Genomic DNA, 24252 nt, shown 5'->3' on the forward strand with positions numbered 1-24252 from the left:
CAAAGCCGACCCGGGTGGCCAAACCCTGCTCCATACGGGTCCCACCCGAACCCGATGAGCCCGGCCGTGATTGTCATATCCGCAGTGCACATTGCCGCCACCACGGCGCCGCAGGGAAGGACTTCGTCTTTTGCCGACCAGCGAGCCTTGTGCCGAAAAAGGAGGCAATCCATAAAAAATACTTGCTTATCGCCGCCAAGAGAAATGCCGACGACGTGCCTAAAGGCGACGCAATCCCGATACTGATAACCATTGAAGGGCATGACAAGGGAGAGTTTGGGAGCGGCGCCTGCCGGTGGAGCCAGCGGTGTGAGTTTGTGTATGGTGAGGCCACACGGTATATGACAGCCTCCTCATACTGCTATTATCAAAAAAGTATCAGCGACGCAAGCCCCAGGAAGATGAAGAAGCCCGCGCCGTCCGTGAGCATGGTCAAGAAGATGCTCGAGGCCTGCGCCGGGTCGCGCCCCAGCGCGCGGAAGATGAGCGGGATAGAGCCCCCGGCCACGGCCCCGAGGAACATGTCGCAGAGGATGGCGCCGCCCATGACGCCGCCGACCATCAGGTTGCCCGTGAACCACCAGGCGCCGAGAAAGGAGGCCAGCGCCATGAAGAGGCCGGTGGCGAGGCCGATCTTGCCCTCGCGCAAGACCGCCTTCCAGGCTTTGCGGTGGTCGAAGCGGTCGGTGGCGAGCTGGCGGATCATGACGGCCAGCGCCTGCTGGCCCGTGTTGCCGGCCTGGTTGGCCACCATGGGCATGAGCACGGCGAGCACGGCCATCTGCGCGATGGTGCCCTCGAACATGTAGACCACCGAGGCCGACAGCGCGGAATTGAGCATGTTCACGGCGAGCCAGGGCAGGCGCTTGCGCACGCTCTCGAGCCACGGCGTGTCCACGCTCTCTTCCGGGTCCGCGCCCACCATGCCAAGCATGTCGGCGCTGGCCTCATCGTGGATGATGTCCATGATGTCGTCATAGGTGACGACGCCCATGATGTGGCCCTCGTAGTCCACCACGGGCATGGCGAGATAATTGTAGTGCGAGAGCAGGTTCGCCACCTCGCCCTTGTCCGTGTCATAGGTGACGCTGACCACGTTCTGGCCCGAAACCGCATCGCCCACCACGGTGCCGGGCCGCGCCAGCATGAGGTCACGCAGGGAGAGCACGCCCACGAGCATATCGTGGTCGTCCACCACATAGCCGTAATAGGGGCTCTCCTTGTCGGCGTACATCTCGCGCCGGATATGCGCGATGGCCTCGTCCACTGTGAGATCATGCTCGAGCAGGATGATCTCCGTGTTCATGACGCCGGCGGCGGAGTCCGGGTCGAAATTGAGGAGATTGCGGAGCTCTTCGGAATCTTCGCGGGTGAGCCGTTCGAGGAGGACATCGCGGTGCTCCTCGTCGAGCTCGTCGAGCACGTCGGCGGCGTCGTCGGGCGCCATCTCGGCGATGATCTGCGCGGCCACGTCCGCGTCGAGATTCTCGAGCACGTCCACGGCCGCGTTGCCCTCGAGCTCGGCCAAGGCCTCGGCCGCATCCTCGGTGGACATGTGCCTGAGCGCGCAGACGCGCTTTTCGAGACTGAGATTTTCGAGATGGTCGGCGAGGTCGGCGGGATGGATGAACTCCGCCTCTTCCCCGGCGTCAAGGCAGATGTCGGGCACGCTCAGGCCGCGCGATTCGCCCTTCTCGCCCCGCCCCCGGTGGCTGGCTCCGTCCTCGGGCGCGGCGGCAGCGGGAGCCCCGGTTCCGGCACGCGCGCCCGATGCTTCGGGGCTGTCCGCAAGCGGGCGGTGCTGGTCGGCGCCAGAGTCGGTCATGTGGGCTCCCTCTTCCTCAACGGGCCTTGCTTGACGCGCGGCGCAGGGCATTTTATGAACAGCCCGGCACGGCTGCCCGGGGTTGGCTGCGCGGGTGCCGGCCTGCGGGCATCGGCCACAGGCCCCCGGCGTCTTGCGCCGCCACCGGCATAAACGCCGCTTTTACCATGCGCCCCGCCGTGGGACAAGCCCCCCGGTGCACCCAAGGCCCGCCAAACCTTTCTGCGCACCGGCCGCAGGATGCCGAGGACAGGAATCCATGAAGAATCTTCCCCGCCGCGCGGCCATCGTCGTCCTCGTGCTTCTGGCGGCCTTAGCCGGCCTCGCCTGCGCGCTCGCCCCGGGCTTTGTGGAGGACGCCGCGCGCCGCCAATTGGCCGGGCTCCCCGCGGCGCTCGCCGACCGGGGCATCGCCCTTGAACAACCGCAAGTGGAAGAAGTGCAGTTTTCCCTCCCCTCGCGCGAGCTCACGCTGCGCACTGTGCGCCTTCAGGGTGCGCTCACGGGCGACGGCGGCGCTAGCCGGGGCAGCTTCCTCTCCACCGCCGAAGAGCTCAAGCTGCGGCTCACCGTGCGCGGCATGCTTCTGACCACGCCGCTCGCGCGCTTCCTCCTGCCGACAGGGGAGCCCGGCGCGGAGCTCATCCCCGTGGCCGACAGCATGGACGCCCGGGAGCTCACCTGCGCGGTGGCCGAGCCAGGCCTTGCCATGAATCTTTCCGCCACGGACGCCGCGGCCAATGACGTGGCCGTGGACGGCGCCCTTTTGCGCGTCCTCCTCACAGGCCGCCCCGCCGGGAGTATGCCTGACGCCCTCGACTGGCTCTATGGCTTCGCCGTGGCGAACTCTCGTGTAAGCGGCCTCGCCCTCGCCATGGACGCGCCGCAAAGCGACGAAAGCCTTTCCCTGAGCTGCGCGGAATTTCTCACGCGCGGCCTCGAGCGCCGCCACATGGCCGAGCAGGAGGCGCGCGGCATCCGCTGCGATCTGCCGGACGGGCAGGCCGTCAGCATCGCCTCCCTGCGCGAGGAGGCCATCGCCCTGCCGGAAAAGGCGCTGCTGCGGCCGCTCCTGGAGGAGCTCGCCCGGCCCACGGTCTCGGAAAAGCGGCTTCAGGAAGCCCTCAAGACCGCCTTGTCCGGCCCCGAGCCGCTGGCCGGCTCCTGCGTCCTCACCGGCCTTGTCGTGCCCATCGCGGACGCCCCGGCAGGCAGCGACCTCAAGCTCGAGCGCGCCGCCCTCACCTGGCGCGCCACGAAGCCGCTGGATCAGGAGCTCGCCATCGAGGGCTTTTCCATGCCCACGGCGCCGCTTGAGCAGGCTGGGGGCTTCGCGCTGCCCGGCCTCTCCACGCTCGCGCTCGACGCCACGCTCGCCGTGCGCGGCACGGGCGCGGGCCCGTCCGGGCCGGAGCAGCACAGCGGCACCATCGCCGCCCGCGAGCTCTGCACCGTGGCCTATGCCTTCACGCTCGACCCGCAGGGCTATGGCGCCGAGCTCGCCGCCCTGCGCGGCACCTATTCGGGCGCCTCGCTGCGCTACACCGATGCGGGGCTTTTGCCGCGGCTCGCAGCGAGCTTCATGCCCTCGGCGGAAGCGGCCATGATGGTCCTCAAGGTGGGCCTCGCCCGCTTCTGCTCCGGGCCCACGCCGGAAAACGCGGCCCTGCGCGCGGCGCTCGAGACCTTTGTGGAGCGGCCGGGCACGCTCGCCCTGACCGCGCGCAAGTCCTTCAACCTGCTGGAAGCCATCGTCACCGTGGGCGAGGGCAATGCCGGGGCGCTCGTGAGCGCCGAGGCCACGCCCGGGCCGCTCACTCTGGGGCAGGCCATGCGCCAGGTCGGGAGCGGGGGCCGCTAGGATGCGCAGCCTTGTCCTTAAAAAGGATGAAGACCGCCGCATCCGCGCGGGGCACCTCTGGGTCTTCTCCAACGAGGTGGACACCAAAAAGACCCCGCTCACGGACTTCGCCCCCGGCGAGGAGGCCACCCTGCTGGACGCGCGCGGCAAGGCGCTCGGCAGCCTCTGCGTCAACCCGGCTTCGCTCATCTGCGGGCGGCTGCACAGCAAAAGGCCCGGCATCCCGCTGGACGAAAGCCTCCTGCGCGAACGGCTGGCCGCGGCGCTGGCGGCGAGGGAGCAGTATTTTTCCGAACCGTGGTACCGTCTCTGCCACGGCGAGGGCGATTACCTCCCTGGCCTCGTCATCGACCGCTACGGCGCCCACCTAACGCTCCAGCTGGGCACGGCGGCCATGGAAGCACGCCGGGAGCTCATCGTACGCGCCCTCGAGGAGCTCGTGCATCCCGCTTCCCTGCGCTTTGACAGCGACATCCCGGCCCGCGGCCTGGAAGGGCTTTCCCGTCTGCCGGAGAGTTCCGGGCCTGTGCCGGAATTTCTCGAAGTGCCGGAAAACGGCTGCCGCTTCACCGTGGCGGCGGCGCAGGGCCAGAAGACCGGCTGGTTCTATGACCAGCGGGCCAACCGGCGCGAATTCGCCCGCTATGCCAAAGGCGCGGACGTGCTGGACATTTTTTCCTATGTGGGCGGCTTCGGCGTCACGGCGGCGGCACATGGCGCCCGCTCCGTGACCTTTCTCGACGCCTCGGAGCCGGCACTTGCGCTTTCCCGCCGCAACATGGCGGCCAACGCCCCGGGCGTGCCCGTGGAGACCATGCTGGGCGACGCCTTCCAGCGCCTTGGCGAACTGGCGGAGGCCGGCCGGCGCTTTTCGCTCATAAGCCTTGACCCGCCGGCCTTCATCAAGCGCAGGAAGGACGCGGCCCAGGGCGTCGCCGCCTACCGCAAGATCAACCTTCTGGCCGCGGGCCTGCTCGCGCCCGGGGGCGTGCTCGCCACGTCCTCCTGCTCGCACCACCTCGACGGGGCCGAGCTCGGGCGCTCAATAGCCCACGCCTCGGCGAAGCTCGGGCGCCCGGCGCGCCTCCTCTATACCGGCGCGCAAGGGCCTGACCATCCCGTGCATGTGGCCATGCCCGAAACGGCCTACCTCAAATGCCGCATCGTCCGCTTCGACTGAGCGGCCAAGCCCGGAGACACCATGTTCAACAAAGTCCGCCTGCTCACCCCCGGCCCCACCCCGCTGCCCGAGCGCGTGCGCCTGGCCCTCGCGCAGGACATGATCCACCACCGCAAGCGTGAGTTCGCCGGGATCATGCGTCGCGTGCAGGAAAAGCTGCGCCTGCTCTTCGGCACTGAGGGGCCGGTGCTTCCGCTTTCCTGCTCGGGCACGGGCGCCATGACCGCGGCCGTGTATTCGCTCTTCGAGCCGGGCGACAAGGTGCTGGTGGTGGAGGGCGGCAAGTTCGGCGAGCGCTGGCGCAACATCGCGGCCTCGCGCGGCCTTGCCGTGGCGAGCCTGCGCGTGCCGTGGGGCGAGGCCGTGCGCCCCGAGGACGTGCCCGCCGCGCTCGACGCCGACCCGTCCATCAAGGGCGTGCTCATCCAGGTCTGCGAGACNTCCACGGGCGTNNTGCANCCCGTGCGCCAGGTGGCNGACCTCATGGTCGGNCGCGAGGCCCTNNTGGTGGCGGACGGCATCTCNGCCGTGGGCATCTCGCCCTGCCCCATGGACGACTGGAAGCTCGACTGNCTGCTCACCGGCTCGCAAAAGGGCCTCATGCTGCCNCCNGGGCTCGCNCTGCTGGCGCTCTCGCCGCGCGCCTGGAAAAAGGCCGAGGCCACGCGGCCGGGCTGCTTTTATTTNGACCTGCCGCGNGAGCGCGACAACGTGCTCAAGGGCCAGACGCTCTTCACCACGCCCGTCAACCTCATCGTCGGGCTGGACGCGAGCCTCGACATGCTGCTNGAGAACGGCCTCGACCTCNTNTACACCAAGCAGTGGGCGCTCACCATGCTCGTNCGCGCNGGCACGGCGGCCATGGGGCTNNCNCCGCTCGCNAAGGANCATTTCGCCTGGGGCCTCACCAGCGTGTGGCTNCCNGANGGCGTCAATGGCGGCGANGTGCTNCGCCTCGCCATGGAGGACTGGGGCGTGTGCATGGCCGGCGGNCAGGACCAGCTCAAGGGCCGCATCGTGCGCATCGGCCACATGGGCTGGGTGGACTGGGCCGACGCGCTCGCCGGGCTTTACGCNCTCGACCGNGGCCTCATCGGCATGGGCGGCTATTCCGCGGCGCGCGATTATCTCGAAACGGCCATGAGCGCCTACCGGGCCGCGCTGGAGCTNGGGCCCGGCATCATCCCNGCCCGGGCCGGCNTCCGCAGCTAGGCCTTGCCTCGCGCGGGNGAGGCCTTATGTTTTGGGGAGCCGNGNGCGAAACCGCGNTCGCGGCNAACCGTCGGCCAACGAGGTTCTCATGACTGACAAGACCAGTTCCCAGGGCGCCNGCAAGGAAGGNTGCGGNGCCTGTTCCGGNGCNTGNGCGGGCCCGAGCCCCATGCCCGAAGTGACCTTTTCCGCGTTCATCATTTCGCTGGCCTCGGCCGCGCTGGTGGGCCTCGGCGAAGTGCCGGANCCGGCCACCGGCCGCGTGACGCGCGACCTTCTGCTCGCGCGGCACAANATCGACGTACTGGANATGCTNCGCCAGAAGACCGAGGGCGGGCTCAACGCCAAGGAGCGCGCGCTNCTCGACCAGATNCTCTGCGATTTGCACCTCAAGTTCGTCATCAACAGCGACGCCAAGGCGGNNTCNGNNGNCGCNGGCAAGGGCGCNGNCGCCTGACCGGCGCGCGGGNCTTTNNTTTCCTGACTCAANGGGCGGGAGTGCCATGAAAAGCATCAATGTGGGCCTTGTGGGCATCAGCGGTTATGCGGGCATGGAGCTGGCGCGCCTTCTGACGGCGCANCCGGCCATGCGNCTCANGCTGGCCTGCTCGCGNGCCGAGGCNGGCANGCGCCTGGGGGATTTTTATCCCTTCCTGCGCCATCTCCCCGGGGCGGANGTGGTCATCAGCGTGTTCGACGCCGAAGAGGCCGCGAAAAAGTGCGACCTCGTGTTCATGGCCGTNCCGGCGGGCACNGCCATGCGCCTCGCNCCGCCCCTGCTCGAGGCCGGCGTCAAGGTGGTGGATTTTTCCGCCGATTTNCGCCTGCACGACGCCGGAGTTTATGAGGAGTGGTACGGCGCGCCCCACANCTGCCGCGANGTGNTNCCCCGNGCGGTCTACGGCCTGCCCGAGCTNTANGCGGCNGAGATNTCCCGCGCCANGCTCGTGGCNAACCCGGGCTGCTATCCCACCTCGGTCATCCTCGGCCTGTACGCCGCGCTCAAGAACGGNCTNGTGGAGCCNGGCGGCATCATCGTGGATTCCAAGTCCGGNGCNAGCGGCGCGGGCCGCAAGGCNNCCGTNCCCACGCTCTTCTGCGAAGTGTCGGACAATTTCCGCGCCTANGGCCTCCCCCGGCACCGGCACACNCCGGAAATGGAGCAGGAGGTCTCGCGCGTGGCCGGCGAGGACGTGCGGCTNGAGTTCACGCCGCATCTCGTGCCCATGAACCGCGGCATCCTCTCCACCATCTATACNACTATCAAGAANCCNGGCCTCACGCTGGAGGAGGCGCANGNCGCCTTTNCCCGCACCTGGGAGGCCAGCCCCTGGGTGCGCGTGCTCCCGGCNGGGAGCCTCCCCGAAACGCGGCANGTGCGCGGCAGCATGTTCTGCGACATCGGNCTCGNCGTGGACGCGCGCACCGGGCGCCTCGTCATCCTGTCCGTCATCGACAANNTGTGCCGCGGCGCGGCCGGNCAGGCGCTCGCCAACGCGAACCTCATGTGCGGCCTCCCCGTGGAGACGGGCATGGAACACCTGGCGCCCCTCGCGTAAGCCATGGACGAGACGCAGCACGACCCCGGCGCCCGCCTCGAAGCCGCGGTGCAGGACCCGGAACTCTGCGCCGGACTCCTGCGCCGGCTCGAGGCCGCCCTTGACGGCGCAAGCCTGCGCTTCATGGAAGTCTGCGGCACGCATACCGTTTCCATCTTCCAGAGCGGCCTGCGCTCGCTGTTGCCCGCCTCCGTCACCCATCTCTCGGGGCCGGGCTGCCCGGTCTGCGTGACGCATGACGCCGAAGTGGCGGCCATGCTCGACCTCGCGGGGCGCGACGGCGTGATCTTCGCCACCTTCGGCGACCTTTTGCGCGTGCCCGGCCCGGGGGGCCGCTCGCTCAAGCACGCCCAGGCGGCCGGCGCGCGCGTGGAGATCGTCTATTCCCCGCTGGACGCTGTGCGCCTCGCCGCCAAAAATCCCGGTGCCGCGGTGGTCTTCGCCGGCGTGGGCTTCGAGACCACGGCGCCCACGGTGGCGGCCTCCGTGCTGGCAGCGCGGGCACAGGGGCTCAAAAACTTCTCCGTACTCTCCATGCACAAGCTCGTGCCGCCGGCCCTGCGGGCTCTCGCCGCTGACCCGGAATGCAAGGTGGAGGCCTTCCTCCTGCCCGGGCATGTGGCCACCGTGCTCGGGCTTTCCCCCTTCCGCTTCCTGGCGGCGGAACACAAGGTCCCCGCCGCCGTGGGCGGTTTCGCCCCGGCGGACATCCTGCTGGCGCTTTGCGAGATGGCCGAGATGCGGCGCGACGGCGCACCGGCCGTGGTCAACGCCTATCCCCGCGCGGTGGCCGACGGCGGAAATGCCCGCGCCCGCGCCCTCATGGACGAGGTGTTCGCGCCCGGCGACGCGCTCTGGCGCGGCCTTGGCCGCATCCCTGAAAGCGGGCTTGGCTTGAGGCCGGAATTGGCCGATTTCGACGCCACGGCGCGCTTCGGCATCGCGCTTGCCGAAACGCCGCCGCTCCCGGGCTGCCGCTGCGGGGCGGTGCTTCGCGGCCGCATCACGCCGCCCGAGTGCCCGCTCTTCGGCAAGGCCTGCACGCCGGCCTCGCCCGTGGGGCCCTGCATGGTCTCCACCGAGGGGAGCTGCGCGGCCTATTTCAAGTACGCCGCGCATTGACCGCACGGCGCGGCCCATAAGGACCTCTCATGGACGATTGTCTTCTTCTGGATGCGGGCAGCGGCGGCCTCGCCTCCCAGCGGCTGGTGAGCCAGTGCTTCTTGCGCCATTTCACCAACCCGCTCCTCGAACGGCTGGACGACGCGGCCGAGCTCACCCCGGTGCGGGGGCCGCTCGCCATGAGCACGGATTCTTACACGGTCACGCCGCTTTTTTTCCCGGGCGGCAGCATCGGCACCTTGGCCGTGCACGGCACGGTCAACGATGTCGCCATGCTCGGCGCGCGCCCGCGCTGGCTCACCTGCGCCTTCATCCTTGAGGAGGGGCTGCCCCTCGAGACGCTGGAGCGTGTGGCCAGGGACATGGGCCAGGCCGCGAGGAGCGCCGGCGTCGCCATCGTCACCGGCGACACCAAGGTGGTGCCGCGCGGGGCCTGCGACAAGATCTTCATCAATACCTCCGGCGTGGGCGAGATCTACGCCCATCCCGTGCCCTCGGGCCATGCTGCGCGCCCGGGCGACGCGGTGCTCGTGAGCGGGAGCCTCGGCGACCACGGGCTCACCATCATGGCGAGCCGTGAGGATCTTTCCTTCCTTACGGACGTGCGCTCGGATTCCGCGCCGCTCGCCGATATGGTGCACGCCATCATCACGGCCTGCGGCGAGGTGCACACACTGCGCGACCCCACGCGCGGCGGCCTCGCCACCACGCTCAACGAGATCGCCGAACAGTCCGGCGTGGGCATCCAGGTCGACGAGGCGGCGCTCCCCGTCCACGAGGCCGTGCGCGACGGCTGCTCCTTCCTCGGGCTCGACCCGCTCTATCTCGCCAACGAGGGCAAGCTCATCTGCATCCTGCCCGCGGACAAGGCCGAGGCCGCGCTGGCTGCCATGCGCGCCTCGCCCTACGGCAGCGAAGCCGCGCGCATCGGCACGGTCACGGAAGGCCCGGCGGGCCAGGTCTCCCTGCGCACGCGCATCGGCGGCTCGCGCCTGCTCTCCATGCTCGAGGGCGCGCAACTGCCGCGCATCTGCTAGGCCCAGGACGGCGCTTGGCCCGGAGCATATCGCGGTCTACAGCCCGCGCCTGATGAAGCAGATCCAGAGCGCGGCCGCATAGATGGGGTCAAGCAGATTCGCGCCGTCGATTTCCTTTCTGATTCCAACGATGCTGCCGATCTTGCGGGAATGGCTGTCCTCGACCACATCGCCCCTGACGCGCGCCAGCAGCGCGCCCGTCCTGTCCCGGATGTCCTGATTGATGATTTTTACGAGCAGGGCGCCTGAACGATCGCGCACCTCACTGCGGTCGATGCGGCCGAGAGTGCTTCCTGTCCGGCTCTTCAACTGGTTGTTCTCGAAACGGAATTCCGCCATCACGTCCTCCATTCTGCTGTTGGGGTTGAAGCCGGGCAACTCATCCCGGCTTATGCGTGGCTCTGGTCCTTCGGGCCGTCCTCAAAAAAGGCGTAGAGGACATCGATACTATAGCCATTTTTGGATTTCAGCACGGTGAACTTGCCACGCTTTTTCGCCTCAAGAAGTTTTTCCTTCAAAAGTCCCCACTTGCTCCCCCGACCTTTCGGAGCCCCGGGAGCGTCGCTCGTCCACCAGTTGGACAATGCGGCGAGCCCCCAGTTCTGCGTGATAATAGCGTTGAAATGTGAGGAAAAATCGCTATCGCGCGCATTTAAATGCAGCCCCTTTTCTTCCAGGTTCGGGAAGGCCACGGTATACTTTTCCATTCGCGCAATATCCCAAAGGATTTCTTCATATCTTCCATCCAGATTTCCCTTTGCCTCCACCTTGAGCTGGATCATTTTCTCTTTTTCGCCGAATCTCCGGGCTACCAGATCAAAACGCTGCGTTTTTTGGGATTGTGCCGGGCAGCCGACCGTCTGCTCGTTGAAAACAGAGAACCCCGCGTCAATCAGCGCCCACGAAAAGTAGGTCACAAAACACTGCTCGGGAATATATTTGATATAGCCGGCAGAACTCACGCAAAACGGCGCATGCTTATCACAAGCACTTTTGAACTTTTCCATGCCCATCACAAAAATTTCGTTTAATTCGTTCAGCGCCACCTGCTGCAAAGTGTTTGTGGAAGTTTCCATGGCTCCCCCTCTGGTGATGGTGAATAAAAAAGAGGGGAGCGCCGACTCGCTTATGAGCCGCTGCCCCCCCCATTAAAAGTGGTAATTGTCAATAAAGGCTTTTGAAAGCCTAGCTTTCTCCGCCCTTGTTGTCAACGGCGAGCGCCGCCTCGCGCGAAGGGCCGCTCAAAATAAGCGACATATAAGGTGGCCGGGCGTCTTCTTCGCTCACGCCCCGGCGCACCTCTGTACCGGGGCGTTCCACATGGCTCGCCAAAAGCGCGTCTTCCGCGCGGCCCGTGGCCGCCAGCGCCCGCGCGATGGCCGGGAAATTGCGGTAGGCCTTGAGGATGACCGCCATGTCGGCCCCGGCGAGATCGGCGGCAAGGTCTTCCCCGCGGCGGATGCCGGGCAGGATGCGCAGGCTTTGCTCCCCTTCGCAGAGGATGGTCTGCGTGCGCGCGGCCGTGGCCTGGAAGGACGTGATACCGGGGATGACCTCCACCGGCGTTTCCGGCGCGAGCTCGCGCACCGTGCGCAAGAGGTAGCCGAAAGTGCTGTAGATCAGCGGGTCGCCGATGGTGAGGAAGGCCGCATCCTCGCCGCCGGCAAGCACGGCCAGCGTGGTTTGGGCGGCTTTGCGCCAGGCCGCGCGCAGTTCCGCCTTCTCGCGCGTCATGGGAAAATCGAGGCGCAGGATGCGCGCCTGCGGCGAAAGGTGCGGCCGCGCGGTCTCAAGCGCGGCCGAGGCGTCGTTGCGCGGTGAGGCCGCGGCCAGGATGACCGGGACCTTGCCGAGCACGCGCACGGCCCGCAGGGTGAGCAGGTCCGGCGCGCCGGGCCCCACGCCCACGGCATAGAGGGTGCCGCTCATTTTCCCTCCCCCTTTGTGCCGGCAGCCGGCCTTTTGAGCCCCTTCAGCCATTGGGCGAGCTGTTCCGCCGCCTCCACGGAGCGCGGCCCGGGCCTTGAGAACAGCGCCTCGTCCACCTCGAGCGTGCGGCCCTCGCGCACGGCGCCGAGCCCGCGAAAATGCGGCCGTTCGGCAAGGGGCCGCGGCGCCGGGTTCATGGGCCCGCGCTGGACGAGATAGACCTCCGGGTCGCCCAGGAGCACGGCTTCCTCGTTGAGCCGGGCGAGCTTGCGTTTTTCGCTGACCACGTTCTCGCCCCCGGCCGCCTCGATGATGTCCGACACGATGCCGCCGCGCCCGGCCGCCAGAAGGTCGGGCGAGCGCACCTCATAGAAGACGCGCCACGGCTTCTGGCCCGCATGGGCCGCAGCAAGCGCGTCCAGGCGCGCCTTCCAGTCCGCCACAAGGGCCCGCGCCTCGGCCTCGCGGCCGCAGAGCCGGCCAAGGATCTCCATCACCCGGAACAGCTGGGCAAAGGAATTGACCTCGAAGCTCAGCACCGGCACGCCCAGCTTGCGCAGGGCCTCGGTCTGGAGCAGGGCCTCGCCGCGCCCGCTCATCTGAAGCACAAGGTCGGGGCGCGCGCCGGCCACGAGCTCGGCATTGGGCCGCATGTGCGTGCCCACGGCGGGGAGCTGCGCGAGCTCCGGCACGCTGGCGTCGGCGTCCGTGCGGGCCACGAGCCTGTCACCGCAGCCCAGCGCCAGCAGCATTTCGCCAAAAGCCCCGTAGAGCGGGATGATGCGCTGCGCGGGCTTTTCCAGCTTGAGGGTGTGGCCCGTGTCGTCCGTGACTTCAATGGGCGCGGCCAGTGCCGGCAACTGCGGGAGCAGGAGCAGGCACAGCACAAGCAACAAGGGCCGGCAAAGCCTGCGGGATGTCGCCGTCAGGATGGCGGAACACGGTGAGGGGCAAGTCATAGAGGGCACTGAGGTTCTCCTCGGTAAAGACAGCCCGCACGGGGCCGTCGAACAGGATGCGCCCGGCCTTGAGGCCAACGAGGCGCGTGGCGTGGCGCGCGGCCAGGTTGCAGTCGTGCGCCGCCTGGAGCAGCGCCGCGCCCTCGCGCCGCCGCTCGCCGAGCAGGGCGAACACTTCCTCGGCCCGGGCCGGGTCGAGGCTCGCGGTGAGCTCGTCCAGCAAAAAGAGCGGCGCGGCCACGCCGTCCATCTGGGCGAGCGCGCGAGCGAGCAAGGCCCGCTGCCATTCGCCGCCCGAGAGCGTTTCCACCCGGCGGGCGGCAAGATGTGCCGCATCCACGGCCTCGAGGGCGCGCGCGGCCGCCGCATGGTCGGCAGAGCGGTAAACGCCTGTCCACGAAAGCCACGGATAGCGCCCCAAGAGCACCAAATCGCGCACGGAAAGGCCCCGGGGCCGCTCCGGCTGCTGCGGCAGCACGGCCACCAGCCTGGCCCGCGCCCGGGCGGAAAGAGTGTGCGCCGCCACTCCGCCAAGGCGCACCGAGCCTTGCTGCGGCCGGAGCGCCCCGGCCGCGCAACGCAAGAGCGTGGTCTTGCCGCTGCCATTGGGGCCGAGCAGGATGACGTTCTCGCCGGGCGCCACCGCAAGGGTCACGCCCGAGAGCGTAAGCCCCCCGGCATAGCCGGCGGCGACGCCCATAAGCTCCAGCGGGGGCGCGCCCGCCATCAGCGCCGCCATACCAGCAGGGCAAAGAAGGGGCCGCCCAAAAGCGCTGTGACCACGCCCACGGGGAGTTCCCTGCCGCCGTCGAGCACGCAGCGCGCCGCCACGTCCGCCCACAGCAAAAGCGCGCCGCCGCCGAAAAAGGCCCCGGCCAGCAGGGGCCCGTGGGCCGGCCCCATGAGCAGGCGCAGCACATGCGGCACCACGAGGCCCACGAAACCGATGACGCCGGCCACGGCCACGCAGCCCGCGGTCATGCAGCTCGCCCCGGCGAGCAGCCAGAAGCGCGCCGGGCCCACGGCGAGACCGAGGTGGGCCGCCTCCTCCCCGCCGAGGGCCAGCACGTCGAGCCTGCGCCACGAAAGGCCGACGCAGACAAGGCCGGGCACGAGGGCCGCGAGCAAAAGCGGCATGCTTTCCCAGCCGCGGCCCTGAAAGGAGCCCAGTATCCAGAAGACGATGCTCGTCACGGACTCTTCGTTGAGCGCCTTGACGAGCGCCACCAGCGCACCCAGGAAGGCCGCCACGGCGATGCCGGCCAAAATGACGCTCTCGCGACTGAAGGCGCCGCGCCCGCGCCCGAGCCAGAGAGCCAGCGCCAGGGCGACCATGGCGCCGCACATGGCCGCGCCGGCCACAAGGGCCGTATGCGAGAGGCCGAGTGCCAGCGCGAGGCCCCCGCCAAGGGCGATGGCGAGGCTCGCGCCGCAGGCCGCGCCGGCGGAAATGCCGAGCGTGAAGGGATCTGCCAGCGGATTACGGAGTACCCCTTGCAGGGCCACGCCGGCCACGGCCAGTGCCCCGCCGCAGAGCAGGGCGAGCGTGACCCGCGCGAGCCGGATGCCGCCCACCACGAGCACGGGCACCTCTCCCGCGCCCTCGCCGGCAAAAAATGCCCTGAGCGCGCCCGCAACCTCCCCGGGGGCCAGCGGATAGGGCCCGGGCAGGCAGGCGAGCGGCGCGGAAACGAGCCAGAGCAAAGCCAGCGCGCCCAAGGCCGCGCGCACGCGCGCCTCGCCGCGAGGGAGGGAAAGGAAGGAAGGGGCCACAGCCATGCACACCGGGAAACTGCGGGGCGAGCGCCCCACGGGCACACAAAAAGGCCCCTCCCCGCCGCCCCGAAAAACCGGGAACGCGGCGGGAAGAGGCCCGTATTTCCTCCGCCACATCCGGCAAAGACCCGTTGCCGGACAGCCGCCGCCCGGCTTTCCCGGGGGCGCGTCACGTCATGCCGGGCAGTCCGGCATGGCTGGGGCACGGCAGGTCTTCCGGCTCGATCCCCCTGCTCCGGCCTTCCCGTTGCCAGTGGCGCACCAGGGAACAGGGTTCAAGGATCTCACGGCGGCGGGTCCGCTCCCGCATTGCACGGGATTCCCTCTCCGGGGGCCTTGCCCCCTCGCGCCGCGCCGAAAAATCGGGGCGCGGCGACCGTATCCGCCTGCAATCTATGCGGCCGGCCGCGCCCTGTCAACGCGCGCCTACAGCGGCAGCCCGAGGTCGCGCAAAAGGTTGTCCACCGCCATGGTGCCCATGAGGTTCACGGCCCCCGCCGTGGACGAGGAGCAATGCGAACCCATGATGACATTATTAAGGATATACCAGTCCGGCTCCTCTGGCGGCTCGTGGGCGAACACGTCGAGCCCGGCGCCCCAGATGCTCCCGGCCTTGAGCGCGGCGAGCAGCGCCCCCTCGTCGATGAGCCCCCCGCGCGCGGTATTGACGAGCACGGCCGTGGGCTTCATGGAGGCGATGCGCTGCTCATTGATGATGTTGCGCGTCTCGTCGTTGAGCAGGCAATGGAGCGTGATGAAGTCGCCCTCGCGGCAGATGCGGTCCGCGTCCGCGCGCTCGATGCCCTCAGCCACGGCGAAAGCCTCGTCCCACACGCTGTCGCTGGCGAGCACGCGCATGTCGAAGCCCTTGGCGCGCCTCGCCACGCGCCGGCCGATGGCGCCGAGGCCGATGATGCCGAGCGTCTTGCCGTACACGTCGATGGAGGTGATCTTGCTCCAGTCGCGCTCGCGGCAGCGGCGGTCGATAAAGGCCACGCGCCGCGCCACGCCGAGCATGAGCGCGAAGGCGTAGTCGGCCACGGCGTCGCTGTTGGCGCCCACCGTGCGCGAGACCTTGATGCCCTGCGCCTCGCAGGCGGAAAGGTCGATATTGTCGAGACCCACGCCGTACTTGGCGATGGCGCGGAGCTTCGGCGCGGCCGCCAGTACAGCCGCGTTCATGGGATCCACCCCGAGGATGACGCCCTCGCAGGGCGCGATGAGCTCCTTGATGGCCGCCTCGTCGAGGATGCCGCCGGTCTCGTTGCGGATGACCTCAAGCCCGGCGTCCTTGAGGCGGTCAAAAAGGCCGGGGTCGGTCTTGCCGAAGGAACGCGGCGTCACAAGCACTTTCACGGTCAACTCCTTTGGCTGGCGCCCGACAATTAAGGGCCGGCCCTTCGGCCCACGTTCCTGAAAAAGGCGCGGCCTGTCAACCGTGCAGGGGCGCCCAAGCCCCGGCAGGCTTTGCCGCCGCAAGCGGGCGCCACGGGTTCGGCCCTGTCCTCTCCTTCCTTATATTTCAACATTTTGCCGCCACTTTCCCCAACTGGAACATTCCTTGAATAACAAGGGCCGCAAGGAGTGGACCATGCAAATTATGCCTACCAGTTCCGCCGATTCCAGCCTGGGCTTCTTCGGGAGCACCTCCACCTCTGCCGGCAACGGCAACAGCGACTTCCTCCAGTCCATGCAGGACGCCATGGAAGCCGTGAACGACGGCAGCGAGGTCTCCGTGAGCGCGGCCCTCGAGGCCGACGCCGAGGCCGGGCGGCCGGTGGTGGAGAGCCCCTATACCCGCACCACCACAGACGGCGTGACCTATACCCTGAGCGAAGTCTGCTTCACCAAGCAGGAACTGGCCGAACTGCGCGCCCAGCTCCTCAAGGAAGGCGCGCCGGAAGAAGCCCTGAAGCAGTTCGACATCCTCGCGGGGCAGCCCAACGGGGCCACGCTCGCGCAGGTCATGGCGAGCTTGCAGGTGGCCGGGACCACTCCCAACCTCAATGAAGAGGACGAGCTCACCATCAGCGCCCTGCTCGGCCAGATCGACCCCACGGGCGACCTTGCCCAGGACGTGCTCGCCAAGATGCGCGACGGCAACGGCGAGGCGGCCCTTGAGCTCATCGCCCAGGGCTTCGCCAGCATGGACGCGGGCAGCACCATCGAGATCAGCGTGGATGACGCCCTCGCCCTCGGGCGGGGCCTCGGCCTTGATGCGGGCAGCCTCATGAACCTTGCCGGCAACTTCGGCGGCTTCCCGGCGCTGAAGGTCACGGCCGAGCAGTTCGGCAACCTCATGGCCCCGGCCACGGCCAAGCTCACCCAGCAGCGCGCCAACCAGGAAAAGCTCGACGCCGCCGTGGAAAAGACCCTCAAGCCCATCATCAGCAAGGCCCGCGACCGCATGGAAAAGGAAAAGGCCGCCAGCGAGCTGGAAAACCGCCGCGTGCAGCAGAGCCGTATCCTCATCGACCGCACCGTGCAGGAAAAGAGCCGGGGCATCCTTGACGAGACGCTGGCCGCCGACGCGCCGGCCGCCGACAGGCAGCAGGCCAGCGTGGCCGAGGTCATGAGCCGCAAGGCCGACGCGGAAAAGAGCGCCATGGTCGGCCATGCCGGCAAGGAAGAGAGCGCCAGCCGCCGCCCGGGCGCCGAAGCCGTGGAAAACGCTTCGCGCCGCCAGAACATGGCCGAGACGGTGCAGGAGCGCCAGGCGAGCGCCGCCTCCAATGCCGAGGGCGCCCGCAACACCGCCACCCGCGACATGGGCAACGACGCCCGCCACGGCGCGGACGATGGCGCCGCGCGCGACAACCGGGACAACAGGAACCCCGAGTGGAACGAACTTCTCGGCAAGGTGGAGGCGCGCGCAACGCAGGCAGCCCCGCAGACGACCACCGCGGCCAATGGCTCCTTCCTCTATACCATGCTCCAGGGCGGGCAAAATATTCCCGAGGCCGTGCCGGCGCAGGATGCGGGCCAGCTCCCGCAGATCTCTCGCCAGGTGGCGCAGCAGGTGGAGCAGGGCATGCTCACCGCCATGCGCGACGGCGCCACGCGCCTCGACCTTCAGCTGCATCCGGCGGAGCTTGGCGCCATCACCATCACCCTCGTGGCGCGCAACGGCGAGGTGAGCGCGCAGATCCGCTCCGAGAAGAGCGAGACCGCCGAGATGGTCAGCCGCCAGCTGGACACCATCCGGGTCAACCTGGAGCAGCAGGGCATCAAGGTCGACAAGATAGAAGTGCAGATGGAAAATTCTGCCGACCAAAACCCTTCCACCGCCTGGCAGGACCTCGGCCAGCACAACGCGCGGCAGGAAGAAGATGCCCGCCGGGAAGAGCTTGCCCGGCTGCGTAACCTCGCAACTGTTCGCAATAACAGCAGAAATTCTGAACCGACCGTTTTGGAACAGCCTGTGCATATTAGCGGCCAAACGGCACGATATGCCGGGCAGGCCATGCACCTCGTAGCCTAGGCCGCCCAAGACGGAGAAGACCATGTCGAGCATCACGCAAGCCCTCACCCAGACCAACAACGAGTTCAATTCCGCCCTTTCCAAGCAGAAGGGCAGCACTCTGGACAAGGACTCGTTCATGCTCCTCCTGGTCACCCAGTTCAAGTATCAGGACCCGTTGAACCCGATGGACGACAAGGAGTTCATCGCGCAGATGGCGCAGTTCTCCAGCCTCGAACAGCTCATGAACCTCAACACCAGCATGGAAGGCCTGACCACCGCCACCAACAACCAGCAGATGGTCAACGCCACTTCCTACATCGGCAAGCTCGTGAGCGTTTCCGGCAACACCATCGGCAAGTCCACGGCCGCCAATGCGGACGGCAAGATGGAGACCTCGGTCAGCACCTTCCGCTACGCCTTCGGCGACAACGTGGTCAAGGGCACCCTGAGCGTGAAGGACGCCAACGGTAACACCATCTACACGGAAGATCTTGCCGGCAAGCAGGCGGGCACGACCTTCGAGTTCAACTGGAACGGCAAGATGGGCAATGGCCTCGACGCCCCGGACGGCGTGTATACTGTCACGCTCGCCGCCTTCAACGACAAGGGCGAGGCCGTTCTCTCCGACCAGGTGGTCGACGCCACGGTGACGGGCGTGGTCAACAGCGACGGCACGGTCTACCTCGGCATGGACGGCGGCCAGCTCATGGAGCTCGCCAATGTGCGCCAGGTCACCACGCCCAAGGTCAAGGAAAGCTCCTCCAACAAGGACGAGAGCGAAGACAAGGGCGAAGAAGAAAGCAAGGACGAAGAAAAGGCGGAAGAAAGCGAAAAGACGGAAGGCAACAGCGGTTCCGGCGATGAAGAGTCCGGAAGCGACGCCGCCGACGAAGCCAAGGCCGCCTAAAACAAAGCTATCCCGGCGGTAAAACGCCACAACAAATAACCAAACCGCGCCACTATCCCAACGGCGCACAAAGTTCAAACGGAGGAAGTCATGGGTCTTTCAGCCAGCATGTGGACCAGCGTTTCGGGCCTGCTCGCTCACGGTAACAAGATGAACGTCGTGGGCAACAATATCGCCAACGTCAGCACCATCGGCTTCAAGAGCCAGCGCATGGATTTCAACGACTATCTGTACATCAACGGCGGCTCCACCAGCGGCCCGGTGCAGATCGGTGCGGGCGTTTCCACCTACGCGGTGCTTGGCGACTTCTCGCAGGGCTCGCTCGAATCCACCAACTCGGTCACCGACATCGCCATCGACGGCGAAGGCTTCTTCAAGGTGCGCAAGCCCAACACGGATCAGATGTACTACACCCGCGCCGGCGACTTCTACTTCAACGCCGACCGCCAGCTCCAGAACCCCGAAGGCTACCGCCTCCAGGGCTGGAAGGTGGACAACTCCACGCGCCTGACCTTCAAGAGCGAGTCCATCAATCTTGGCAAGGACAAGGCCAACGAGTCCGCCTTCGTGGGCACGGGCACCCCGCAGGACATCGTGCTGGATTCCTGGTACCTTGAGCCGGCCCGCACCACCAGCGTGAGCTTCACCATGGGCCTCACCAGCGACAGCCGCGGCGACCGCTCCACCAGCGACACCTCCCCCATGACCGCCCTCTTCGACCAGTGGGACGCCTCCAAGAACCCGCCCATGCCCGACACCTCCTGCGCCACCTCCTCGGCCATCAAGGTGTACGATGAAGGCGGCAACGCCCACACCCTGACTGTCTACTACGACCAGGTGGCGGCCAAGCAGGTGGATTCCGACGGCAACGTCATCTACGAGCTCGAGGGCCTGCCCGCCGGCTACACGGTGTACGAATATGCCGTGACCATTCCGCCGGAAGAGGACATGCGCAGCTTCGGCGGCGAAGGCTACGACCCGGTCTCCAACACCTGGGCCAAGAAGCCCACCCAGTTCTACAATGACCCCGATCAGGGTACCAACAAGAACGCGGGCATGCTCATGACCGGCCACCTCATCTTCGACGCCGCCGGCAACCTGGTCAACCAGACCGCCTACACCTACGGCGCCAACGCCGACCCCCAGGCTCTCGACCAGTGCGCCCTGCCCCCGGACGAGCTCTCGAGCTGGCAGTCCACCAAGTTCTCCAGCAACGGCCTGCCCACCTTCTGCGCCAACTTCACGGGCCAGCCGCTCGCCAACAGCGTGAGCGAGACCCTCTCGCCCACCCAGTCGCAGGCGCAGGACTACATCATCGAGCTGGACTTCGGCCTGCGCTGCGTGAGCAACTGGGACAATTCCGGCACGCTCGCCGACCTGCGCGGCACCGAAAGCAAGCAGCCGGTGCTGAAGAAGGTGACCGCCGTTACCGACGATAACGGCGACAGGGTCTCCAACACGACTCTCGAGCACCTCAAGGAGCTGGGCTCGTATGACCTGGTGGACAAGGACGGCAATCCGGCCGGTACGGTCGACCCCACCACCGGCGAGATCACGTTGAACGCAGGCGCTAACAAGAATAACATCTACTTCCAGGACACGCTCACCACGCGCAGCATCAGCTACAATGACGACGTGTCCAAGTACGGCGACCCGCTGAAGACCGAAAACGCCAGCTCCGCGGGCAGCTCCAGCTACATCACGCAGGACGCCAAGGCCGACGGCTACCCCTCGGGCGTGCTCTCCGGCACCAACATCGACAACGCGGGCGTGGTGTACGGCTACTATGACAACGGCGAGACCGTGCCGCTTTACCAGATCGCCCTCTATGACTTCCACAACAAGCAGGGCCTCCGGCGCGAGGGCGGCAACCTCTACGGCCAGACCAAGGAATCGGGCGAAGCCCGGCAGGGCGTGGCCGGCGACAACGGCTTCGGCGTGACCCGCGCCTACAACATCGAAGGCTCCAACGTGGACCTCAGCCGCGAATTCGTGAACATGATCACCACGCAGCGCGGCTTCCAGGCCAACTCCAAGGGCGTGACCACCGTTGACACCATGCTTGAGACCGTCATCGGCATGAAGCGCTAGTAAGAGACAGTTCCCGGACTGGCGCGGCCCCGGAGCGGTTCCGGGCGCGCGCCGCGGCGAAGGGATAGCGCCGCTTCCGGCTTCTTCCGTGAAAAAGTCCCCTCTGGATGTCCAGGGGGGACTTTTTTGCGGCCTTTTCCCGCCCGGCAAAAACAGCCGCAGGGAAAGGTCGTTTCCTGCTGCGCGCGGCCGAAAAAAGCGGGGCGTCAGGGACTGGCCGGGATGCCGGCGCATTTTGCCGCTTTTCGGGCATGACGGCGCCCAACGAGCCGGCCACCCGGGGCCGGCGCGCAAGGCCGGCGATATTTTGGCTCCCGCGCCCCGCATCGCCCATCCAAGACGCCCCACGGCAGCCTGAAACGGCTTCTCGGCCCTTCCCGCTTTATCCCGCCCATCCGGCAAGCCTTGCCGGCAGCTCCTGCGCACAAGGCGCGCTGGTGCTCCTTTCGGCCGCGGCGGGACCCCTTGCCAGCTCCGCCCCGGAGCAGCTTTTTCCGGCCACCCCCGGCTGCAAGAACGCCCACTTTTGCCTGCGCAATCCGCACGCGCCCTACCAGGGGCGCAAGCCGCTGCCCGCTACCCCACAGGCGCTGGCGCCCTCACGCGCCCCTCTTGTCGACGCCTCTGCCGCCCCGGCCGCCGGGCGCCCTCGGTTGCCGGTTCTTGCCACTCTGCCGGAACTCTCCCGGCCCTACCGCCAGTCCCGAAGCGTTCCCGCTTCATCCCCTCCGCTCTGCTTGCAAGTCCACCCTCCGTTCCCCAGCCCGGGCCAGCCCCAACGGCCCCCGCGCCGACCCCGCTCTGCCGTCCCCCGGCCGCCGCACCCGGGCCCGGCAGCTTCTGCCTGTTATCCTTAAGGAATCGTTCCCGATCCGCTGGGAAAATTCGTCGCCCGTCCCGCCAAAAATGCGGCGCCGGGCCTGGGAAAATTTTGCCCCAAAAGTCTAGAAAATATGTAATATGCTAAAAAACAACGCTATTTAGCCTTTGGCATATGCGTTGCAATATGACGGGCACAGCTTATTCAACCACCCTAGGAGGTGCCCAATGTCTTTGGTCATTAACAACAACATGATGGCCGCCAACACGGCCCGAACCCTGAACTCACATTACAGTAACCTGGCACAGTCCACTCAGCGGCTGTCCACCGGCCTGCGCGTCAACAGCGCGGCCGACGACGCCGCCGGCCTTGCCATCCGCGAGCTCCAGCGCGCGGACATCGCGGCCCTGCACCAGGGCGCGCGCAACGCCAACGACGCCATTTCCATGATCCAGACGGCAGACGGAGCCATGGGCGTCATTGACGAAAAGCTCATCCGCCTCAAGGAACTGGCGGAACAGGCCGCCACGGGTACGTACGATTCCACCCAGCGCCTGATGATCGAGTCCGAGTACCAGGCCATGGCCTCGGAAATCACCCGTATCGCCAATGCGACGGACTTCAACGGCATCCACCTGCTGGACGGCACGCTCTCTTCCGACACGCATGACGGCAGCGGCAAGACGGCCGCGGACGGTATCTCGTCCACCGGCAAGATGAAGATCCACTTCGGCACGGGCAACGATTCCGCGGAAGACTACTACTACATCACCATCGGCAGCGTCACCGCCTCGTCCCTCGGCGTGGGCAACCAGGCGAGCATCGACTCGGACGGTTACACGGTCTCCACGCAGGAAGCGGCCCAGAAGGCACTCGAAGCCATCAACCAGGCCATCATCTCCAAGGACAAGATCCGCGCCCACCTCGGCGCCATGCAGAACCGGCTGGAGAACACCATCACCAACCTGAATGTCCAGGCAGAAAATCTCCAGGCCGCAGAATCGCGAATTTCGGATGTGGACGTTGCCACGGAAATGACACAGTTCGTGCGCAATCAGATCCTCACCCAATCGGCCGTGGCCATGCTCGGCCAGGCCAACTCGCTGCCCCAGATGGCCATGCAGCTCATCGGCGGCTAGGTCATCTAGACATAGGCTGTGGCAGACCAAAGACGGGAGGCCCGGGGGGTTGTTCCCCCGGGCCGGGTCACCGACCCGGTCCCTCCCGGGACGGCGCAGCGCGGGCCACGCCCGCAGGCCGGGTCATAGCCAGGGGATGTTCAGCACATGGGGGAGTTCACCGTTATGTGTCCGCCGGCAAAGATTTTTGCGCCACAAGCGCCTCAAGGGCGCAGCGCGCGGCATCCTGCTCCGCTTTCTTCAGGCTCGTGCCCTGGCCGGCAAAGTTCCGCCCGTCAGGCAGCGTGAGGCGCACCTGAAAGTGTTTGGCATGTTCGGGGCCGCTGGTTGCGGCCTGGGTATAGACCGGCATGGTGCCGAAAAGATGTTGTACCGCCTCCTGGAGGCGTGATTTGTAGTCCCGCGCCTGTGGCGCGCCCGCGTCAGACGGCCAGTGCCCCGCAAAGATGCGGGCGACGGCGTCCCTGGCTGCGGCAAAACCTCCATCCTCATACACAGCGGCAAGCACCGCCTCCAGCGCATCGCTGAGAATGGCATCACGGTCGCGGCCGCCCTGTTGCTCCTCGCCCCTTCCGAGCCGGAGGTGGGCATCCAGCCCCAGTTCCCGCGCGCGCCGGGCAAGACCCTGCGTGCTCACGAGATGCGCCCTCAGGCGCGTCAGTTCGCCTTCCCTCAGTTTCGGAAAACGCCGGAAAAGCTCGCTGGAAACGCAGAGCTCCACCACCGCGTCGCCCAGAAATTCCAGTCTTTCGTTATGCGCGCTTCCCGCGCCGCGCTCATTGGCCCACGAGCTGTGGGTGAGCGCCAGCCCGAGCAGTTCCGGGCGCCTGAACCTGTGGCCGAGTTTCGCGGCCAGGTCTTCCACGTTCGCGCCGTCCGGCGCCGTTTTTTTGTCGTCCATGGGCGCAAGTCTAGCCCAACCCGCAAGGATGGCAACCGAAAATCCCTTGACACGGGGCCGCGTGGTGCCTACCTAACAAGGGGACTTTATCCCTTAAGGAGCACAGCATGGCATATGACATCCGCCTGATGAAGCTGGTGACGGGCGAGCTCGTCATCGGCAAATATGACGAAGCCAAGGACTGCCTCACGGACGCGGCCGCCATCCAGACCATTCCCTCGCAAGCCGGCGTGCAGATGATGATGCTGCCCTACGGCTATCCCTTCGAGCCGGACTTTACCGGCGTCCTGGACGGCAAATTTTTCCTCTACCGCTATGCCGACACCCCCAAGGAATTGCAGGACAAGTACATCGAGGCCTGCACCAACCTGACCGTGGCCGGCGGCCTCGGCAAATTGCAGTTCGGTTCCGGGCCGCTGCCCGGGGCCAACGGAAGCGGGCTCATCTCTTAGGGGCCTGACAGTCTCCTGA

The 24252-nt window shown here is 67.1% G+C and carries 21 protein-coding genes and 1 riboswitch; of the genes, 12 read left to right on the plus strand and 9 right to left on the minus strand.

Annotated features, from left to right (window positions below; translation table 11 throughout):
- Positions 1 to 367: 367 nt before the first annotated feature.
- On the minus strand, positions 368 to 1825 hold the full coding sequence (gene mgtE / locus HDR50_RS00680; protein WP_365816319.1) for a magnesium transporter: 1458 nt from the start codon (positions 1823 to 1825) through the stop codon (positions 368 to 370).
- 259 nt (positions 1826 to 2084) lie between these two features.
- Between mgtE and HDR50_RS00685 the strand changes: the two genes are divergently transcribed.
- From HDR50_RS00685 to hypE, 7 genes are all read left to right on the plus strand, one after another.
- On the plus strand, positions 2085 to 3686 hold the full coding sequence (locus tag HDR50_RS00685; protein ID WP_291355074.1) for a hypothetical protein: 1602 nt from the start codon (positions 2085 to 2087) through the stop codon (positions 3684 to 3686).
- Between the two features lies 1 nt (position 3687).
- Entirely contained in the window at positions 3688 to 4866 is a 1179-nt protein-coding gene (locus tag HDR50_RS00690; RefSeq protein ID WP_291355076.1) for a class I SAM-dependent rRNA methyltransferase, read from the plus strand.
- A 21-nt stretch (positions 4867 to 4887) separates the two neighbouring features.
- Positions 4888 to 6078 carry an alanine--glyoxylate aminotransferase family protein gene (locus HDR50_RS00695; RefSeq protein WP_291355078.1) on the plus strand — a complete coding sequence of 397 codons (1191 nt, stop codon included), beginning with the start codon at positions 4888 to 4890 and terminating at the stop codon, positions 6076 to 6078.
- A gap of 169 nt (positions 6079 to 6247) precedes the next feature.
- Positions 6248 to 6535: a DUF1844 domain-containing protein gene (locus HDR50_RS00700; RefSeq protein WP_291355080.1), complete on the plus strand. Its 288-nt coding sequence runs from the start codon at positions 6248 to 6250 to the stop codon at positions 6533 to 6535.
- Positions 6536 to 6581: 46 nt separating this feature from the next.
- Positions 6582 to 7637, plus strand: coding sequence for an N-acetyl-gamma-glutamyl-phosphate reductase (argC, locus tag HDR50_RS00705; protein WP_291355082.1), 1056 nt, complete (start codon positions 6582 to 6584; stop codon positions 7635 to 7637).
- Between the two features lie 3 nt (positions 7638 to 7640).
- Positions 7641 to 8759: a hydrogenase formation protein HypD gene (hypD, locus tag HDR50_RS00710; RefSeq protein WP_291355084.1), complete on the plus strand. Its 1119-nt coding sequence runs from the start codon at positions 7641 to 7643 to the stop codon at positions 8757 to 8759.
- A 29-nt stretch (positions 8760 to 8788) separates the two neighbouring features.
- Positions 8789 to 9796 carry a hydrogenase expression/formation protein HypE gene (gene hypE, locus HDR50_RS00715; protein WP_291355086.1) on the plus strand — a complete coding sequence of 336 codons (1008 nt, stop codon included), beginning with the start codon at positions 8789 to 8791 and terminating at the stop codon, positions 9794 to 9796.
- Between the two features lie 36 nt (positions 9797 to 9832).
- Here hypE and HDR50_RS00720 read toward each other — a convergent pair whose 3' ends face one another.
- The 7 genes from HDR50_RS00720 to HDR50_RS00750 form a co-directional block, all read right to left on the minus strand.
- Positions 9833 to 10135, minus strand: coding sequence for a hypothetical protein (locus HDR50_RS00720; RefSeq protein WP_291355088.1), 303 nt, complete (start codon positions 10133 to 10135; stop codon positions 9833 to 9835).
- 50 nt (positions 10136 to 10185) lie between these two features.
- The gene (locus tag HDR50_RS00725) at positions 10186 to 10872 is read right to left on the minus strand and encodes a hypothetical protein (RefSeq protein WP_291355090.1); all 687 of its coding nucleotides are present in this window, start codon (positions 10870 to 10872) and stop codon (positions 10186 to 10188) included.
- A 109-nt stretch (positions 10873 to 10981) separates the two neighbouring features.
- Positions 10982 to 11725: a precorrin-2 C(20)-methyltransferase gene (gene cobI / locus HDR50_RS00730; protein ID WP_291355092.1), complete on the minus strand. Its 744-nt coding sequence runs from the start codon at positions 11723 to 11725 to the stop codon at positions 10982 to 10984.
- A complete protein-coding gene (locus HDR50_RS00735; RefSeq protein WP_365816404.1) occupies positions 11722 to 12612 on the minus strand; it encodes an ABC transporter substrate-binding protein in 891 nt (296 codons plus the stop codon). Before HDR50_RS00735 ends, cobI begins: the two co-directional genes overlap by 4 nt.
- The gene (locus HDR50_RS00740) at positions 12560 to 13411 is read right to left on the minus strand and encodes an ABC transporter ATP-binding protein (RefSeq protein ID WP_291355097.1); all 852 of its coding nucleotides are present in this window, start codon (positions 13409 to 13411) and stop codon (positions 12560 to 12562) included. Before HDR50_RS00740 ends, HDR50_RS00735 begins: the two co-directional genes overlap by 53 nt.
- Entirely contained in the window at positions 13411 to 14463 is a 1053-nt protein-coding gene (locus HDR50_RS00745) for an iron ABC transporter permease (protein ID WP_291355099.1), read from the minus strand. Before HDR50_RS00745 ends, HDR50_RS00740 begins: the two co-directional genes overlap by 1 nt.
- A 206-nt stretch (positions 14464 to 14669) precedes the next feature.
- A riboswitch (cobalamin riboswitch) is annotated at positions 14670 to 14787 on the minus strand.
- Positions 14788 to 14886: 99 nt separating this feature from the next.
- Complete coding sequence (locus HDR50_RS00750) at positions 14887 to 15816, minus strand: phosphoglycerate dehydrogenase (RefSeq protein WP_291355101.1); 930 nt, start codon at positions 15814 to 15816, stop codon at positions 14887 to 14889.
- 244 nt (positions 15817 to 16060) lie between these two features.
- On the opposite strand from HDR50_RS00750, the gene HDR50_RS00755 reads away from it, so the two are divergent.
- From HDR50_RS00755 to HDR50_RS00770, 4 genes are all read left to right on the plus strand, one after another.
- Positions 16061 to 17941, plus strand: coding sequence for a flagellar hook-length control protein FliK (locus HDR50_RS00755; RefSeq protein WP_291355103.1), 1881 nt, complete (start codon positions 16061 to 16063; stop codon positions 17939 to 17941).
- Between the two features lie 22 nt (positions 17942 to 17963).
- Positions 17964 to 18830 (plus strand): flagellar hook capping FlgD N-terminal domain-containing protein, encoded by an 867-nt coding sequence (locus tag HDR50_RS00760; RefSeq protein WP_291355105.1) that lies wholly within the window; start codon positions 17964 to 17966, stop codon positions 18828 to 18830.
- A gap of 90 nt (positions 18831 to 18920) precedes the next feature.
- Positions 18921 to 20921 carry a flagellar hook-basal body complex protein gene (locus tag HDR50_RS00765; protein WP_291355107.1) on the plus strand — a complete coding sequence of 667 codons (2001 nt, stop codon included), beginning with the start codon at positions 18921 to 18923 and terminating at the stop codon, positions 20919 to 20921.
- Positions 20922 to 21968: 1047 nt separating this feature from the next.
- Positions 21969 to 22880 (plus strand): flagellin, encoded by a 912-nt coding sequence (locus HDR50_RS00770; protein WP_291355109.1) that lies wholly within the window; start codon positions 21969 to 21971, stop codon positions 22878 to 22880.
- Between the two features lie 163 nt (positions 22881 to 23043).
- Here HDR50_RS00770 and rnc read toward each other — a convergent pair whose 3' ends face one another.
- Positions 23044 to 23781: a ribonuclease III gene (gene rnc, locus HDR50_RS00775; RefSeq protein ID WP_291355111.1), complete on the minus strand. Its 738-nt coding sequence runs from the start codon at positions 23779 to 23781 to the stop codon at positions 23044 to 23046.
- Between the two features lie 107 nt (positions 23782 to 23888).
- Between rnc and HDR50_RS00780 the strand changes: the two genes are divergently transcribed.
- Entirely contained in the window at positions 23889 to 24233 is a 345-nt protein-coding gene (locus HDR50_RS00780) for a hypothetical protein (protein ID WP_291355113.1), read from the plus strand.
- Positions 24234 to 24252 lie beyond the last annotated feature (19 nt).

The sequence above is a fragment of the Desulfovibrio sp. genome (assembly GCF_014803725.1).
Classification (GTDB): Bacteria; Desulfobacterota; Desulfovibrionia; order Desulfovibrionales; family Desulfovibrionaceae; genus Desulfovibrio.